Genomic DNA, 14,306 nt, shown 5'->3' on the forward strand with positions numbered 1-14,306 from the left:
GACAACAGGCAATGCGCAAGACAACAAGAGGATCGAGGATGGGATGGCTGGCGCTCGTGGGCGTTGGCGCGGTGCTGACCGCCTGCGGCGGCGGCAACGGCGGTGGGGGCGGCTGGTCGTTCCCCGTGGGCGGCGGCGGTGGCACCACCAACCCACCGGCTGCACAGTCGAAGACCGGCACCTTCCTCGATGCCGCCGTAGAAGGCCTCGACTACGTGGCCGGCAGCGCCGCCAAGGCCGCCACCAACGCCAAGGGCGAGTTCGCCTGCACCGACGGCGAGACCGTCACCTTCAGCGCCGGCGCGCTGGCCCTGGGCAGTGCTGCGTGCGGCGACGCGATCACCCCGCTGACCCTGGCCGGCGGCAGCGACGTGAAGGCCGATGCCGTGGTCAACCGCCTGCTCGCGCTGCAGAGCTTCGACGACGACCGCGACCCCGCCAACGGCATCCGCCTGACGCCCGCGCTCAAGGCCGCCCTGACGGCCGGCGCGCTCGATTTCAACGCCTCGCCCGACGCCTTCCACACCGCGCTCAACGCGGTGCTGGCCGCGCTGCCCGCTCCCTACAATGCCCGCATGGTCGACTCGAACCGCCGCATGCTGGCCCGCGAACACTTCGAGGACACGCTGGCCTCGCGCCTGGCCGCACCGGTCACCGAAGCGTCGACGCAAACCAACCAGCTCGGCGCCATCGGCATCGCCGTCACGCGCTACCAGCTGCAGGCCGACAGCCGCTTCCACGTGCCCTACGAGGGCGACAACGCGGACATCAAGGCCGATTTCCCCCAGGGCTTTCTGCCGGCCTACGGCTCCGGCCTGGCGTTCAAGGGCAAGGCCGACGACGGCGCGCTCGAGTTCTACGCCATCACCGACCGCGGCCCGAACGGCGACGGCCCGACCGCCCCCGTGCCCGGCGGCGGCGATGGTGTCACCAGCATCAGCAAGGTATTCCCGGCGCCGTCGTTCGCGCCGAGCTTCGGCATCGTGCGCGTGGGCAAGACCGGCGCGGTGCTCAGCACCAGCGTGCCGCTCAAGCGCGACGCCAACACCAAGATCACCGGCCTGCCGCCGCGCTCGGGCGTAGGCTCGACCGGCGAAACCCCGCTGACCGACCAATACAAGTTCGACGAGGCCAAGGCCGGCTACGACGCCCACGGCCTCGACCCCGAGACCCTGGTGCTCGACAAGGCGCGCAACGTGCTGTGGACCAGCGACGAGTACGGCCCCTTCATCGCGCGCCTGAACATCGCCACCGGCCTGGTCGAGAAGAAGTACGCGCCCGGCCCCGGCGCCACCGACCTGCCGGCGGTGCTGGCCCAGCGCCGCCCCAACCGCGGCATGGAAGGCCTGACGCTCGATGCGGCCAGCGGCGTGCTGCACGGCTTCCTGCAGAGCCCGATCGATCCGCGCGACGCCAACGGCAAGTCGATCAAGGCCAAGCCGCCCGGCGGCACCAACACCGACGTGCGGCACATCGCCAAGTTCACGCGCTGGCTCGCGTTCGATCCGGCCACCGAGACTTCGAAGCTCTACGCCTACCCGATCGATGGCAGCCAGTACGACAAGGACCGCAGCGGCAACGCCAAGCTCGGCGATGTGGTGAGCCTGGGCAACGGCCGCTTCATCGTGATCGAACAGGGCGCGCGCAAGAGCGACGGCAAGGTGTTCAACAAGCTGATGCTGGTGGAGCTGCCGGCCAACGCGACGAACATCGCCGCCCCGGAGTTCGACCACAACCTGGAGATCAGCAGCATCACGCAGGCCCCGTCGAACGGCGTCGACTATTCGACCGTGGTGACGATGCGCAAGACCGAGCTGCTCGACCTCAACGTGCTGGGTTGGCTGGCCGAGAAGGCCGAGGGCCTGACGGTCGTCGACAACCAGACCCTGGCGCTGGTGAACGACAACGACTTCGGCCTGGGCACCATGCTGCTCGGCGCCGATGGCACCCGCCTGGCTGGCAGCGTGGAAGAGTGCAAGGTCGATGTCGACGGCAAGCTCCGCGATTGCCCGGCGGGCGCGACCGAAGCACGCATCACGCGCGGCTCCGACCTGGAGCGCCCGACGCGCATCTGGCTCATCAAGCTCGACCGCAAGCTGAGCGAACTGCGCCTGCCGGCGCTCTGAGCGCCTTCAGTCGGCCAGCGTGAGCAGCGGCACGTCGCGTTCGCGGCCCATGGCTTCCAGCTCGGCGCGCGTGCGCGTCGCGAGCCAGGCGGCCAGCGCCGCGTGGGTCGCCGGCGCCATCATGTCCGGCGGCGTCACGCCGGCCACGTCGCACAGGCGCGCCGCGAAATGCGGCTCCAGCGCCGCCACCGCCACGCGGCCGTCGGCGCAGGGATAGACCCGGTAGCCCGCGTGCGCGCCGCCCACCGCGCCGTCGGGCTTCGTCAGCCCCCAGGTGCGGGGCAGGGCGAGCCAGTCGGCCGAAGCGTTCAGCGCCACCTCGAGGTACACGCCGCCGCGCTGGCGGGTCTGCTGCAGCATGGCTTTCAGCACCGCCTCGCTCGCGAGCAGCGCGCCGCCCATGTCGGCATACAGCGTGGGCGGCAGCTCGGTGCCGGTGACGAGGCCGCTTTCGGCAAGGTAGGTCAGATCGTGCCCCGGCTCCTCGGCGCGCTCGCCGGGCGCGCCGACGATGGCGACCTGCGACAGCGCCGGATGCCGCGCCTGCAGCGTCGTCCAGTCGAGCTTCAGCTTCTGCAGCGCCGAGGGGCGGAACGAAGTCAGGAGCACGTCGGTGCTGGCCAGCTCGGCGTGCAGCAGCTGCTGGCCGGACTCGGTCTTCAGGTCGACCGTTTGGACCTCGACGCCCTCGTGCAGCGCGGTGTAGGCGGGCCGGTTGTACAGCCCCATCGGATCGCCGCCGGGCGGCTCCAGCTTGAGGCAGGTCGCGCCCATCGCGCGGCAGCGCAGCAGCGCGGCGGGGCCCGGCAGGTTGAGCGCGAGGCTCAGCACGCGCACGCCGTCGAGCGGCAGGAAGGAAGCATCGGCGGAACGGGGCATGGGTCGTGTGTCCGGAAGGTGCGGGGAAAAGGGGGCGCGGCCATTTTCACCCGTCGGCAAAGCCAGATTCCGCAAGCCACGGCGCCCTGGCGGTCGTAGCATGCGGCGATGGCAGCACGCGCTCCTGCCGCTGCCGCAACGCCAAGGAGACCCCTCATGTTCGAAGCATCCCTGATGCGCGGCCAGCGCATCCTCGTCACCGGCGGCGGCACCGGCCTGGGCCGTGCCATGGCCGAGCGCTTTCTGAGCCTGGGCGCCGACGTCGCCATCTGCGGACGGCGCCAGGCGGTTTGCGAGGAAACCGCCGCCGCGTGGCGCCAGCAGTTTCCCGAGCGGCGCATCGATGCCTTCGGCGTCGACATCCGCATCGCGCAGCAGGTCGACGACATGGTCGAGAGCCTGTTCCAGAGCGGTGGCCTCACGGGCCTTGTGAACAACGCGGCGGGCAACTTCGTCTCGCCGACCGAGAGCCTGTCGCCGCGCGCCTTCGACGCCGTGGCCAACATCGTGTTCCACGGCAGCTTCTACGTGACGCAGGCCGTGGGCAAGCGCTGGGTGGCGCAGGCCAAGTCGGGCCAATGGAAGCCGGGCGACGCCTATCGCAGCGTGATGAGCATCATCGTCACCTGGGTCGACAACGGCAGCCCCTACGTCGTGCCTTCGGCGATGAGCAAGGCCGGCATCGAGGTCATGACCAAGTCGCTCGCGGTGGAGTGGGCGCGCCACGGCATCCGCCTGAACGCCGTGGGCCCCGGCGAGATCCCGACCGAGGGCATGAGCAAGCGCCTGAACCCGGGCGAGGAACCCGGTGCACGCAGCATCAAGACCAACCCGATGGCGCGCGTGGGCCGCATGAGCGAGCTGCAGAACCTCGCATCGTTCCTGATGGCGCCGGGCCAGTGCGACTGGCTCACGGGCCAGAGCATCATGATGGACGGCGGCAATGCGCTGGCCACCGGCGGCAACTTCTACGAGCTGCGCGAGTGGAGCGATGCCGACTGGCTGGCCGCGCGCGAACGCATCGAAGCGCAGAACCAGAAGGACAAGGCGCAGCGCTGAACCCTACTTGCGCGGCGCCTTTGCCGCGCCCACGGTGACCTGCTTGCGCACGGGGCTCGACAGCACGAGCGAGGTGGTCACCGAACCATCGACCGCGAGCGCGTCCACCACGCGTTCCAGGTCGGTGGGTTCGGCGATGGCGCAGCGCACGAAGAAGCAGTCGGCGCCGGTCACGCGGTCCACCGCGAGCACCTCGGGCATGGCCTCGAAGAGCGCGAGATAGCGCGCAATCGCCGCATGCGTGGTGTCGATGCGGATGATGGCCTCGAGCCCCACGCCCAAGGCACGCAGGTTCACGCGTGCGCCGTAGCCTTCGATCACGCCCGCATGCTCCAGCTTGCGCACGCGCTCGCTCATGGCCGGCTGCGAAAGGCCGATGCGCTTGCCGATGGCGGCCAGGCTCTGGCGTGCATCGGTCTGCAGGGCTTCGAGGATGAGGCGGTCTTTCTTGTCGAGGGTCATGGCGTGCGGCGGAGGAAGCGGGGACCGATGATTGATCGGTAGGCGGCGCCGATTTTCGATGGGTTGCCCTTCTGCGCGCGCGGTGCGGGCGCTATGGTGGCGGTCATCTTTCTTCAGGAGACCCCATGCAACTCGTCGGCATGCTCGACTCGCCTTTTGTCCGCCGCGCCGCCATTTCGCTGCGGCTGCTCGGCCTGACTTTCGAGCACCGCTCGGTCTCGGTCTTCAGTACCTTCGAACAGTTCCGTGCGATCAACCCGGTGGTCAAGGCCCCGACGCTGGTGTGCGACGACGGCACGGTGCTGATGGACTCGACGCTCATCATCGACCATGCGCAGGCGGTCGCGGGCCGCAGTCTGTTCCCTGCCGATCCGGCGGGTCGGCTGCGCGACCTGCGCCTCACGGGGCTGGCACTCGCGGCCTGTGAGAAGACGGTGCAGATCGTCTACGAGCGCAACCTGCGGCCTGCCGAGAAGCAGCACCAGCCGTGGGTCGATCGCGTGCAGGGTCAGCTGAACACGGCGTATGCGGAGCTGGAGCGCGAACTGGCGGCGGCGCCGCTGGCGGCACCCGCAGAACGCACGATCACGCAGGGCGGTCTTTCGGCGGCGGTGGCCTGGACCTTCACGCAGTTCATCCTGCCCGATGCGGTGCGCCCGTCGGACTTTCCGCTGCTCGCCGCGTACACGGCGCAGGCCGAGCAACTGCCGGTGTTCGTCGGCGCGCCGCTGGTCTGAACGACCGCGCTCAGGTTGCGATGTCCGCCCCGCGCTCGGCCAGCAGGCCGCGCAGCAGCGAGCGGTGGCAGCGCGACTCGTCCTCGCAGTAGCAGCCGACCGCCAGCGCGGCCGTGTGCGAGAGCGCCGCGAGCAGGTCGAGGCTGCGGCTCGCGTCGGCCTCGGCCATCTCGGCCTTGTACTTGCGCATGAAGGCGTTCCACTGCGCCGGCTCTTGCGTGGCCTGGGCCTCCTGGCCCAGCTTCATCGTCTCGGCGGACGGCGCGAGGTTGGGGTACCACACGTCGTACCAGTCCTGCGAGGCGAACTCGGTCTTCGGCACGCCGCGCGGCGGACGGCGCACGGTGCCGATGCGCAGGCCCTCGCCGGGTGCGCGCGGGGTGCCGAGACGGACGATGCGGATGCTCATGACAGGGGTCTCCTGGGGCTGTTGTTGTGATGTGTGTGACTGTCAGGTGCCGACGATACCGCCGTCGCGCCGGCGGATCGCCAGCGTGGCCGAGCGCGGGCGTGCGCTGCCGGGTGCCGTGCCGTCGGGCCAGGCGCTGTTGTGCTTCGCGTCGCCGTCGTCGCGCGATTCGCCCGGGTGCTGGATGTTGACGAACAGCGTGCGGCGGTCGGGCGTGACCACGCAGCCCGTGATCTCGCAGCCGTTGGGCCCGGTAAGAAAGCGCTGGATGCGGCCCGTGGCCGGGTCGGCGCACAGCATCTGGTTGTTGCCGAGCGCGGCATAGGGCGGCTTGCCCATGGACTGTCCGCTCATGTCGGTCTGGATCCAGAGCAGGCCGCCGCTGTCGAAGTGCAGGCCGTCGGGGCTGCCGAACGCGTCGGCGTGCTCGCCGGGGTAGCGCGTGCCGGCGCCGGGCTGCGCGGGGTCGCCCGCGAGCGCGTAGTGGTCCCACGCGATGGCGGTGCTCGCCGCGTCGCCGCCGTCTTCACGCCAGCGCAGGATGCCGCCGAAGAAGTTGGGTGCGCGCGGGTTGGCGGCATCGGCGCCGGGCTTGCCGAGGTCGCCGCGCTGCGAGTTGTTGGTGAGCGTGACGTACACCTCGCCGCTGTGCGGGTGCACGGCGATCCATTCGGGGCGGTCCATCTTCGTGCCGCCAACGATGTCGCCTGCCAGCCGCGCGTGGATCAGCACTTCGGCTTGGTTGGCGAAGCCGCTGGCGGCGTCGATGCCGTGGCGGCCATGCACGAGTTCGAGCCAGCGCCCGCGCCCGTCGGCGTCGAAGCGCGCGACATGCAACGTGCCCTCGTCGAGCAGGTGCCGGTTGGCCGCGCGTGCGGCGGCGTCGGTGCCGGGGCGCACGGTGTCGCGGCTCACGAACTTGTAGATGTATTCGAAGCGCGCGTCGTCGCCCATGTAGACCACCACGCGGCCGTCCTTCGCCACGGTGCAGGTCGCGCTTTCCTGGCGCTTGCGGCCGAGCGCGGTGCGCTTGACGGGCGTTGATTCGGGGTCGAAGGGATCGATCTCGACCACCCAGCCGAAGCGGTGCGGCTCGTTGGGATGGCGGCTCAGGTCGAAGCGTTCGTCGAAGCGCCAGTATTCGACCCATTGCGCGCCCGGCACCGTGCCATAGCGGCGTTGTGCGGGTGTCGCGTTCTTCGCCGCCTCTTTCGGGCCGCCGAAATAGCCGTGGAAGTTTTCCTCGCACGTCAGGTAGGTGCCCCAGGGTGTGACACCCATCGCGCAGTTGGCAAAGGTGCCGAAGACGGTGGTGCCGGCCGGGTCGGCAGCGGTGCGCATCAGCGGCGTGCCTGCGGCGGGACCGGCGATGCGCATCGGCGTGCGGCCGTGCACGCGGCGCGCGTAGGGCGAGGGCAGCACCTGCCGCCAGCCTTCGGCGGTGCGACGGACCTCGATCACCGACACGCCCATCGCATGCAGCGACTTGCGGACCTTGTCGGCGTTCCAGACTTTCACGCCGTCGGTGTGCAGCAGTTGCTCGTCGGTGTACTCGTGGTTCATCACCAGCAGGCCGCGTTCGCCGCGCGCATCGAGCGTGAAGAAGTGCATGCCGTCGTGGTGCATGCCCGCTTGCAGGGCCTGCTCGTCGGCGCTGTTGGCGGCATCGGGTGCGAAGGCCGGCATGCGGCCCGCAAGGCCCGTCGGCGCGCCCCAGGGGTAGAGCATCTGCCACTCGTACTCTGGCGGCACCACCACCGCATCGCGTTGTGAGATCGGCACGCTGGTGAAGAAGCCCGATGGGTTCGTCGCGCCTGTGGAAGGCGGAAACTGCGACCGCGCACAGCCCTGGCCGAACAGCGCGACCACGGCGGCGGTCGCGCCCGATTGAATAAGAAAGTGACGGCGGTCCAGAGGCATGGCGAGGGGGCGGAGGTGTTGGGTCGGCGACAGTGAGCATCATCGCCCAGCGGCCCACCCGCGCGATACTGGACCGATACCCCCTAGCGACATAGAGACAGACAGGAGACATGCAATGAGCGACCGTATCGAATGGACCCGCCACGCCGACGGCGTGGTGGAACTGCAGCTGGCGCGCGCCGACAAGATGAACGCGCTCGACCCCGCGATGTTCGACGCGCTGGTCGAAGCCGGGCAGGCGCTGCGCGATGACAAGAGCGTGCGCGCCGTGGTCATCGCGGGCCGTGGCAAGGCCTTCTGCGCGGGGCTCGACATGGCTTCGTTCGAACGCATGGGGCAGGGCGCCGCCAGCGACGTGCTGGGCGCGGCGGCCGGCGGCACCGACCTCGTCGCGCGCACCCATGGCCTCTCGAATGCCGCACAGCAGGTCGCGATGGTGTGGCGCGAAGTGCCGGTGCCGGTCATCGCGGCCGTGCACGGCGTGGCCTTCGGCGGCGGGCTTCAGGTGGCGCTGGGCGCCGACATTCGGCTCGTGGCCGCCGACACCAAGCTGTCGGTGATGGAGATCAAGTGGGGCCTCGTGCCCGACATGGCGGGCATGGTGCTGATGCGCGAGCTGGCGCGCACCGACGTCGTGCGCGAACTCACGTTCACCGGCCGCATCTTCTCGGGCGAGGAGGCCGTGCGCCTGGGCCTGGCCACGCGCGTGGCGGCCGACCCCTTGGCCGAGGCGCTGCAGATGGCGCATGAGATTGCGGCCAAGAACCCCGACGCGATCCGCGCCGGCAAGCGGCTGCTGAACGCATCGCTCGCACACAGCGCCGCCGAGCTGCTGATCGCCGAGTCGGTCGAGCAGCAGGCGCTCATCGGCAGCCCGAACCAGCTCGAAGCCGTGAAGGCCAACATCGAGCGGCGCGCGCCGCAGTTCAGCGCGCCGGCCTGAGCGTCTTGCGCTCGTTGTCTTCAAGCGCCTCGCGTTGCAAAAACAACGCGAGGCGCACCTGTTTGCGCACCCGATTCGGCCTGCCGAAAGGGTTGTCGCAACATTTCGTATGCCAAAAATCGTACACAAAGCGCGCTACCTGTGTCTCTGTGTAAGAATTAAGTAGTTGTTTTCCCGAGTAATTCGGCGGAATTGACCGCACTTTGTGTGCAGAAGGTCACGTCTTGCCGTATGCCCTCGGTCGGGAAAATGACTATCGGAGTCACACTCGAAAACAATTAATCAACTTTTGCTTTGGCTAGCGACGGCGTTCCGCATGTCGACGAATACGTTTTTCTGCAATCTCAGCGTGCCCATCCTCGTGGGCGAGGACCGCTACAAGTACGTCCCGATCGTGGGGGTGTTTCGCAGCATCCCCATCGAACAGGTCGATGAGTGGGTGATGCACCCCGACGGCCGTCCGCGCAGCGATCGCGAACTCGCTGCCGAAGTGCTGATCGAAATCCGCAAGCCGCTCGGCACCAGCGGCCACACGGCGCCGAATGCCTTCGACGTCGCCGACATCCTGCAGCTCGACCGCGCGGCGGCGATCGTGGTGTCGACCTTTCTCGCGGCGCTGCCGCGGGTCTGAACACCTTCCTCGCTGCTCGTCTCAGCTCGCGATGGCACCGACCGCCCAGTAGAAGGTCGGCCGCGCGCCATTGAGCAGGTGGTCGCCGACCACGCGCCCTTTGTAGATCGTCGGGTTGTGCGACGCCAGCGTGCGCGCGTTGCGCCAGTGCCGGTCGAGCCGCCGGTCTTCCTGCAAGGCTGAAGCGCCACCGATGTCGAACAGCCGCGTGCCGGCCTGCAGCACCGCATCGACGATGCCGGCCTGCGCCTTGGCGGTGTTCAGTTCCACCTCGAACAGCAGCTGCTCGGGCACGGGCTCGCCGCGCTGCAGATGGCGGTCGACCTCGCCGAGGCCGCGCGCCACCGCCTGCACGGTCGACGCGGCCACGAAGGCCGTGCTCGCGAGCTGGCCGATCACCTGTTGCACCAGCGGGTCTTCACGCGGCGTGGCGCCGCTGCCGTGGCTGTAGACGCGCTTGCGCGGCTGCACGAAGGCCACCGCATCGCGCACGATGGCGCGCGCAATGCCCGCCAGCGTGGCCAGGTGCGTGAGCTGGAAGTGCGCGGTGAGCGGCGTCGGCTGGTCGCGCACGTACAGCAGCACGTGCTCGGGCTTCACGCGCACCTGGCGAAAGCGTGTCGTGCCCGAAGCACTCAGGCGCTGACCGAAGCCGCGCCAGTCGTCGACACGCTCGATGCCTGCCGCCTCCGCGGGCACGAGGGCGATCACGCGGTCGCTGCTGCCGTCGTCGTTCAGGCGCTGCGCCGCAACCGAGATCCAGTCGGCGTAGAGCGTGCCCGTGCTGTAGAACTTGTCGCCGTCGAGCCGCCACGCATCGGTGCCGTCTTTCTTGTCACGCGTCAGCGTGGTCTGCAGGGCGCCGAGCGCGCCTTCGCCGAGCTCGGTGGTGGCGTTGCCGAAGATCACGCCGTCGGCCGCGAGGCGCATCCACGGGCCGTGCAGCGCGGGATCGATCTCGGCGAACAGGCGCTCGATGAAGCCGAAGTGGGCGCGAAGAATCTGCGGCAGGTTCGAGTCGGCCTCGCCGAGTTCGATGAGCAGGTCGTACAGCTGCTCGACCGACGCGCCCAGGCCGCCGTGTTCGAGCGGCACGCGCAGCGCACCGAAGCGGGCGGCCTTGAGCCAGGCCACTGGCGCGTAGGCCAGTTCGCGGTCGTGCTCGCGCTGCGCCGCGTGTTCGGCGATGCGGTCGAAGACAGGGCGGAAGCGCTCGGCGAGTTGCTGCGAAGAAGGTGCGAGCGTGGAAGGACGGGTGGGAGCCGAGGGCGCGGCAGGGCGCGTCGGCGTGTCGTGAAGGGATGCCATGGCGAGCCGGGCGGCCCCGAGGGCGCGCCGGAAAAAGAGCGATACAGGCGTGGGACTGTGCCCGCGCCATGCCTTCACTGGGAAATACGCTTTTCGTGTTTCCTTATGCGCGGGTGAACACGCACAGGGGCCGCAGCTCAGACCGCCTTGACCTCGAAGTACGCCTCGTCTGTGTCGCCCAGGTCGCGAAAGCCCGCCTTGCGTGCGGCGTCGTAGGCCTTGATCCAGCGCGCGGCCAGGGCGATCTCGGTTTTGGTGAGGTCGGTGTCGCTCGATTCGCTGGCGTTCTGGAAGGCGCGCATCACCGGCAGCACGTCGGCGCCCAACTGCTTCTCGAGCTCGCGCCGGAAGCGTTGTTCTGCGACCCTGACTGCGTCGGCCGACGAGTGGGGATAGTCGATCAGCTTCGTGGAGAAAGCTTCGCGCGGCTCGTCTTCTTCGGGTGCGTCAGGCAGGACCATGGGGGCGGGCTCGTGAAAGTGGAAGACGGTCGAGGGCGGCGGTGCCGGCCGGGGGAAGAAGAGTTCAGCTTGGGTCATGGCTCACCCACGCGTTGGACTGGGAGGCGTTCTTCGGCATGTGGATTCCTTGAGAATACTGTTTAAATGTACAGTATTGAATCCAAAATTCCAACGACAGGCGGCGTGCATCTGGCGCTTGGAACCCTCTGCTTTAATGGCGCCTTGCCAGGGAGGGCCCAGGCTTGTGTCACAGAAGAAAGCGACGTGCAGATGGATTGGATAACCGTCCTTGGGACCGTCGGAGTGATCGTCTTTCAAGGGCTGTCGTTCTGGTTTCTCTACTGGCTCTGGAAGAAGCTTCGCACGCCCAAGGCACCCCGTGCGGGCGCTGCGCCCCTCGCGATCAAGGGCGGTGTGATTCCCGTCGTGGCCACGTTCACCGGCCTGCGCGGACTGCCGTGGGTGGCGTTGGCGACCAACAGCCTGAACCCTGTCTTTCGCATCGAAAGCGGGCAGCTCGTGTACCGCGTGCTTCGCCAGCGCCAACGGCCTTTTGCCGACATCCGCCAGGTCGATGTGCGCGAGGCCCATGGCACCTTCAACCTGATCTTCGAGTTCCACGACGCACGGCGCACCTTCCTGGCCAATGTGGGCACGAAGGCGCGCGGCACGCAGGCGCTGTCGTTGTTGCCGCAAAGCGTGCCGCTCTCCGGTCGTGCGCGGGAGGCGTTGCTGCCGACGGGGGCCAAGGCCGGTGCGTGACCCTGGGGGCATCGGCGCAGCCGGCGTCGATGATCTGTGAACTGTGATGCATGCATCGCTACTACCATCGCGCCATGCGCCTCACCTTTCTCGCCAGCCTTCTCCTGATCGCCAGCGGCATGGCCCATGCCCAGCAGGTCTACCGATGCGGCAACCAGTACAGCGGTGAGCCGTGCCGCAGCGGCGGTGGCCGCGTGGTCGACGTGTCGCCGCCGGTGCGCAATCTCGATGCGGCAGGCGCGTCCCAGGTGTTTCTCTGCGTCAGCAACAGCGGTGGGCGTTTCTGGTCGCCGGATCACTGCCGCGAGCGGGGCGCACTGGTCGAACGCATCGAACCGGTTCCGGCCGGGCTGCCGTGGGAGCAGCAGGTGGACATTGCCGACCGGCAAACCAGGCAAGGCTATGCGGTGCAGCAACAGGCTGCGCAGCAACGCGGCGCGAGCTCGCCGGGCGTGACGGGTGCGAGTGGCGACACGTCGCGCTGTGCGCACTTCAATGAACGGGTGGCGTACTACGACCGTCTGGCGCGACAGCCGCAAAGCGGCGCGTCTCAATCCTGGATTGCGGAGCAGCGCAAGGAGGCGCGCGATCAGCAGTTCAGGGCGCGGTGCTGAGGATCAGCAAACAGATTCGCACGAGGCCGTGAGGCCCGCGCTTGTGGCGCATTCGGCCCGCTACGCTGCCTGTGTCATTGGGTCAGCCGCACCGGGGGCGACTGCAGGCGGACGCTAGTTGGCCGTGCAGTTTCTGCACGTGCGGTTGTCTTCGGACACGCGGGATGTTCCGCCGCCGGCCGTTGACGACGACGTCGCACTCCCACTCGACTGCCCCGCACGGTAGATGCGTTGGCAGGTGGTCCGCCCCTTCACCGGGTCGTACGACTGGATGACATCGGGACCGACCTTTTCGTTCATCTCGCAGGCGTAAATCGGGCCGCGGGTTTCGGTCGGGCGAGGTGCTGCGCCGGGGCCGAAATGATTCTGCGCAACGCACCGGCGCCCGCCGGATTGCACGGCATTGCAGGCGTTCTCGGCGGCCGTGTACTGCTGTTGACGCGTCTGGCGTTCCGCGGCGATCTGGGCGGGTGTCACGCCGGGCTCGGTGGGGCAGTTGGCGGCGATCATGTCCAGCACCGTCTTCGTCATGAACATCACCGTTTCCTGGCTGGCGGTGATCGAGGCATTGGATGGGACCTTGGTCGCGATGACCGACTGCTTCATGGCCTCGCAGGTCTGGCTGGAAAGGCGCGTGCCTGCGGGGCGGTTGGCCGCGCCCCCTGGCGTTGAGCCTCCATTTGCCGCCGCGCTGCCACCGGACTCACCCGTCATCTGCCGCGCCGCCGTGGCGGCCAGCGGGTGGTCGGGAAAGCGGCTCATCAACGCACGCTGCACTTCACGCGCACGGGCGCGATCGCCCTGTGCATTCAGCTCGTCGGCGCGGGCGAACAGCTGTCCGGGGTTCATGGTTTGCAGGCCGGCCTGGAACTGCTGCTCGGCGCGTGCGACCTCTTCGCGCTTGCGTTGCTTTTCGGCCTCTGCTGCGAGCCTGCTCTTCTCGGCGGCCTCGCGGGTGGCTGCCTCACGCGCGCCTGGCAGGTTGACCTCGGTGCGAACGCCGGCCACGTCGTGCTGCGTGCCCACCGACAGCTTGCCGCTCTCGTAGCGGCCTTCTTCGGCCAGCGTGCCATCGGCGCGGTACTCGCGTCCTTGTGTGCGCCAATTGGTGCTCATGCTTCCCTCGAAGCGTGTGCCGTCGGCGCGCAAAAAAGTACCCTGGAAGGACGCGTTCTTGCTCCAGTTGCCTGACTTCGTCCCGCCGTCCCTGAGGACCTGCAGACCTTGTCCTTCGCGGTTGTCGTTGGCCACCTCTCCCACGTAGCGATTGCCGTTGGGGGCGTACAGCATGTCGGCAGCGCCATGCACGCGATTGGCGCTGAACTGTCCGCGTTGGATCTCGCCGTCGGAAAAGACGCGTGTGCCGCTGCCGTCGGCCTTGCCGTCCTTGACCTGCCCGTAGTAGACCCAGCTCGTGTCGCCGGTGCCCTTGCCCGACAGCGTGTCGCCAGTGCCCACCTCGCGCACGCGCGCTCCGATCTCCTGCGACAGGCGTTGCGGCTGTGCCAGGCCGCCGAGCTTGCGCTCGTTCTCGCGGTCATCGCCATTGAGCACCGCGGTGAACACCGCATCGGGCGTGACCTCCTTGCGGTGGTAGCCGAAGAAGGTGCGCGTGCCTTCGCCAATGGCCACCTGCAGCCGCTCGAGGTAGCCCTTGGCGCGCGCGCAGGTCTTCTGTGCGCTCAGCACGAAGCGGCAACCGATGTGGGCCGAGCAAAGGTCGGCCTGGGTGACCGTGGCCTCGTCCTTGAGCTCGACGCAATTCGCGATCTCGGGATTGACCTGGGCCCGGGCTTCCATGGGGGCTGCGAGCACACAGGCCGAGAGGAGGGTGCGGGAACCGGGTCGCTGACCTCGGGCGCTCGCGCCCTCGGCGCATGGGCGTGGCAATGAGCGCTGGTTCTCGTGCGGTGGTCGCCATCGTCATGACGTTCTCCTCGGTCTGTGATCGGCCGAATCTAACGGAGCGATCTGCAAACCAAATACCGCTTTTGT

The 14,306-nt window shown here is 68.6% G+C and carries 14 protein-coding genes; 7 read left to right on the forward strand and 7 right to left on the reverse strand.

Going from position 1 to position 14,306, the window contains the following annotated elements; translation table 11 throughout:
* Positions 1-38: 38 nt before the first annotated feature.
* Entirely contained in the window at positions 39-2,126 is a 2,088-nt protein-coding gene (locus tag CY658_RS10885; protein WP_101490096.1) for an esterase-like activity of phytase family protein, read from the forward strand.
* 6 nt (positions 2,127-2,132) lie between these two features.
* Here the strand turns inward: CY658_RS10885 and CY658_RS10890 are convergent, their stop codons facing one another.
* Positions 2,133-3,005: a CoA transferase gene (locus CY658_RS10890; protein WP_101490097.1), complete on the reverse strand. Its 873-nt coding sequence runs from the start codon at positions 3,003-3,005 to the stop codon at positions 2,133-2,135.
* A 156-nt stretch (positions 3,006-3,161) separates the two neighbouring features.
* Here CY658_RS10890 and CY658_RS10895 point away from each other — a divergent pair, with 156 nt between their 5' ends.
* Positions 3,162-4,064: an SDR family oxidoreductase gene (locus CY658_RS10895; protein ID WP_101490098.1), complete on the forward strand. Its 903-nt coding sequence runs from the start codon at positions 3,162-3,164 to the stop codon at positions 4,062-4,064.
* A gap of 3 nt (positions 4,065-4,067) precedes the next feature.
* On the opposite strand, the gene CY658_RS10900 is transcribed toward CY658_RS10895, so the two are convergent.
* Positions 4,068-4,526, reverse strand: coding sequence for an Lrp/AsnC family transcriptional regulator (locus tag CY658_RS10900; RefSeq protein ID WP_062481605.1), 459 nt, complete (start codon positions 4,524-4,526; stop codon positions 4,068-4,070).
* Between the two features lie 125 nt (positions 4,527-4,651).
* On the opposite strand from CY658_RS10900, the gene CY658_RS10905 reads away from it, so the two are divergent.
* Entirely contained in the window at positions 4,652-5,263 is a 612-nt protein-coding gene (locus CY658_RS10905) for a glutathione S-transferase (RefSeq protein WP_101490099.1), read from the forward strand.
* 10 nt (positions 5,264-5,273) lie between these two features.
* Here the strand turns inward: CY658_RS10905 and CY658_RS10910 are convergent, their stop codons facing one another.
* Positions 5,274-5,672: a DUF488 domain-containing protein gene (locus CY658_RS10910; protein ID WP_101490100.1), complete on the reverse strand. Its 399-nt coding sequence runs from the start codon at positions 5,670-5,672 to the stop codon at positions 5,274-5,276.
* Between the two features lie 42 nt (positions 5,673-5,714).
* Entirely contained in the window at positions 5,715-7,592 is a 1,878-nt protein-coding gene (locus CY658_RS10915; protein WP_101490101.1) for a PhoX family protein, read from the reverse strand.
* A 115-nt stretch (positions 7,593-7,707) separates the two neighbouring features.
* Between CY658_RS10915 and CY658_RS10920 the strand changes: the two genes are divergently transcribed.
* Positions 7,708-8,535 carry a crotonase/enoyl-CoA hydratase family protein gene (locus CY658_RS10920; RefSeq protein ID WP_101490102.1) on the forward strand — a complete coding sequence of 276 codons (828 nt, stop codon included), beginning with the start codon at positions 7,708-7,710 and terminating at the stop codon, positions 8,533-8,535.
* 316 nt (positions 8,536-8,851) lie between these two features.
* Complete coding sequence (locus CY658_RS10925) at positions 8,852-9,166, forward strand: hypothetical protein (RefSeq protein ID WP_062481586.1); 315 nt, start codon at positions 8,852-8,854, stop codon at positions 9,164-9,166.
* 21 nt (positions 9,167-9,187) lie between these two features.
* Here CY658_RS10925 and CY658_RS10930 read toward each other — a convergent pair whose 3' ends face one another.
* Positions 9,188-10,474 carry an acyl-CoA dehydrogenase family protein gene (locus CY658_RS10930; RefSeq protein WP_101490103.1) on the reverse strand — a complete coding sequence of 429 codons (1,287 nt, stop codon included), beginning with the start codon at positions 10,472-10,474 and terminating at the stop codon, positions 9,188-9,190.
* A 137-nt stretch (positions 10,475-10,611) separates the two neighbouring features.
* Positions 10,612-10,935, reverse strand: a complete 324-nt coding sequence (locus CY658_RS10935) for a hypothetical protein (protein ID WP_257884817.1) — start codon at positions 10,933-10,935, stop codon at positions 10,612-10,614.
* Positions 10,936-11,079: 144 nt separating this feature from the next.
* Between CY658_RS10935 and CY658_RS10940 the strand changes: the two genes are divergently transcribed.
* Together CY658_RS10940 and CY658_RS10945 are read left to right on the forward strand one after the other, a co-directional pair.
* Complete coding sequence (locus CY658_RS10940; protein ID WP_143713652.1) at positions 11,080-11,697, forward strand: hypothetical protein; 618 nt, start codon at positions 11,080-11,082, stop codon at positions 11,695-11,697.
* 50 nt (positions 11,698-11,747) lie between these two features.
* Entirely contained in the window at positions 11,748-12,311 is a 564-nt protein-coding gene (locus CY658_RS10945; protein ID WP_101490106.1) for a hypothetical protein, read from the forward strand.
* A 114-nt stretch (positions 12,312-12,425) separates the two neighbouring features.
* Here the strand turns inward: CY658_RS10945 and CY658_RS10950 are convergent, their stop codons facing one another.
* A complete protein-coding gene (locus CY658_RS10950; RefSeq protein WP_101490107.1) occupies positions 12,426-14,111 on the reverse strand; it encodes a hypothetical protein in 1,686 nt (561 codons plus the stop codon).
* Positions 14,112-14,306 lie beyond the last annotated feature (195 nt).

This window comes from Variovorax sp. RO1 (assembly GCF_002849325.1).
Classification (GTDB): Bacteria; Pseudomonadota; Gammaproteobacteria; order Burkholderiales; family Burkholderiaceae_C; genus Variovorax.

Bases quoted from the DNA above. Each gene is read 5' to 3' on its own strand.
- CY658_RS10885 (WP_101490096.1), top strand. From the start codon at position 39: ATGGGATGGCTGGCGCTCGTGGGCGTTGGCGCGGTGCTGACCGCCTGC.
- CY658_RS10890 (WP_101490097.1), bottom strand. From the start codon at position 3,005: ATGCCCCGTTCCGCCGATGCTTCCTTCCTGCCGCTCGACGGCGTGCGC.
- CY658_RS10895 (WP_101490098.1), top strand. From the start codon at position 3,162: ATGTTCGAAGCATCCCTGATGCGCGGCCAGCGCATCCTCGTCACCGGC.
- CY658_RS10900 (WP_062481605.1), bottom strand. From the start codon at position 4,526: ATGACCCTCGACAAGAAAGACCGCCTCATCCTCGAAGCCCTGCAGACC.
- CY658_RS10905 (WP_101490099.1), top strand. From the start codon at position 4,652: ATGCAACTCGTCGGCATGCTCGACTCGCCTTTTGTCCGCCGCGCCGCC.
- CY658_RS10910 (WP_101490100.1), bottom strand. From the start codon at position 5,672: ATGAGCATCCGCATCGTCCGTCTCGGCACCCCGCGCGCACCCGGCGAG.
- CY658_RS10915 (WP_101490101.1), bottom strand. From the start codon at position 7,592: ATGCCTCTGGACCGCCGTCACTTTCTTATTCAATCGGGCGCGACCGCC.
- CY658_RS10920 (WP_101490102.1), top strand. From the start codon at position 7,708: ATGAGCGACCGTATCGAATGGACCCGCCACGCCGACGGCGTGGTGGAA.
- CY658_RS10925 (WP_062481586.1), top strand. From the start codon at position 8,852: ATGTCGACGAATACGTTTTTCTGCAATCTCAGCGTGCCCATCCTCGTG.
- CY658_RS10930 (WP_101490103.1), bottom strand. From the start codon at position 10,474: ATGGCATCCCTTCACGACACGCCGACGCGCCCTGCCGCGCCCTCGGCT.
- CY658_RS10935 (WP_257884817.1), bottom strand. From the start codon at position 10,935: ATGGTCCTGCCTGACGCACCCGAAGAAGACGAGCCGCGCGAAGCTTTC.
- CY658_RS10940 (WP_143713652.1), top strand. From the start codon at position 11,080: ATGTACAGTATTGAATCCAAAATTCCAACGACAGGCGGCGTGCATCTG.
- CY658_RS10945 (WP_101490106.1), top strand. From the start codon at position 11,748: ATGCATCGCTACTACCATCGCGCCATGCGCCTCACCTTTCTCGCCAGC.
- CY658_RS10950 (WP_101490107.1), bottom strand. From the start codon at position 14,111: ATGGAAGCCCGGGCCCAGGTCAATCCCGAGATCGCGAATTGCGTCGAG.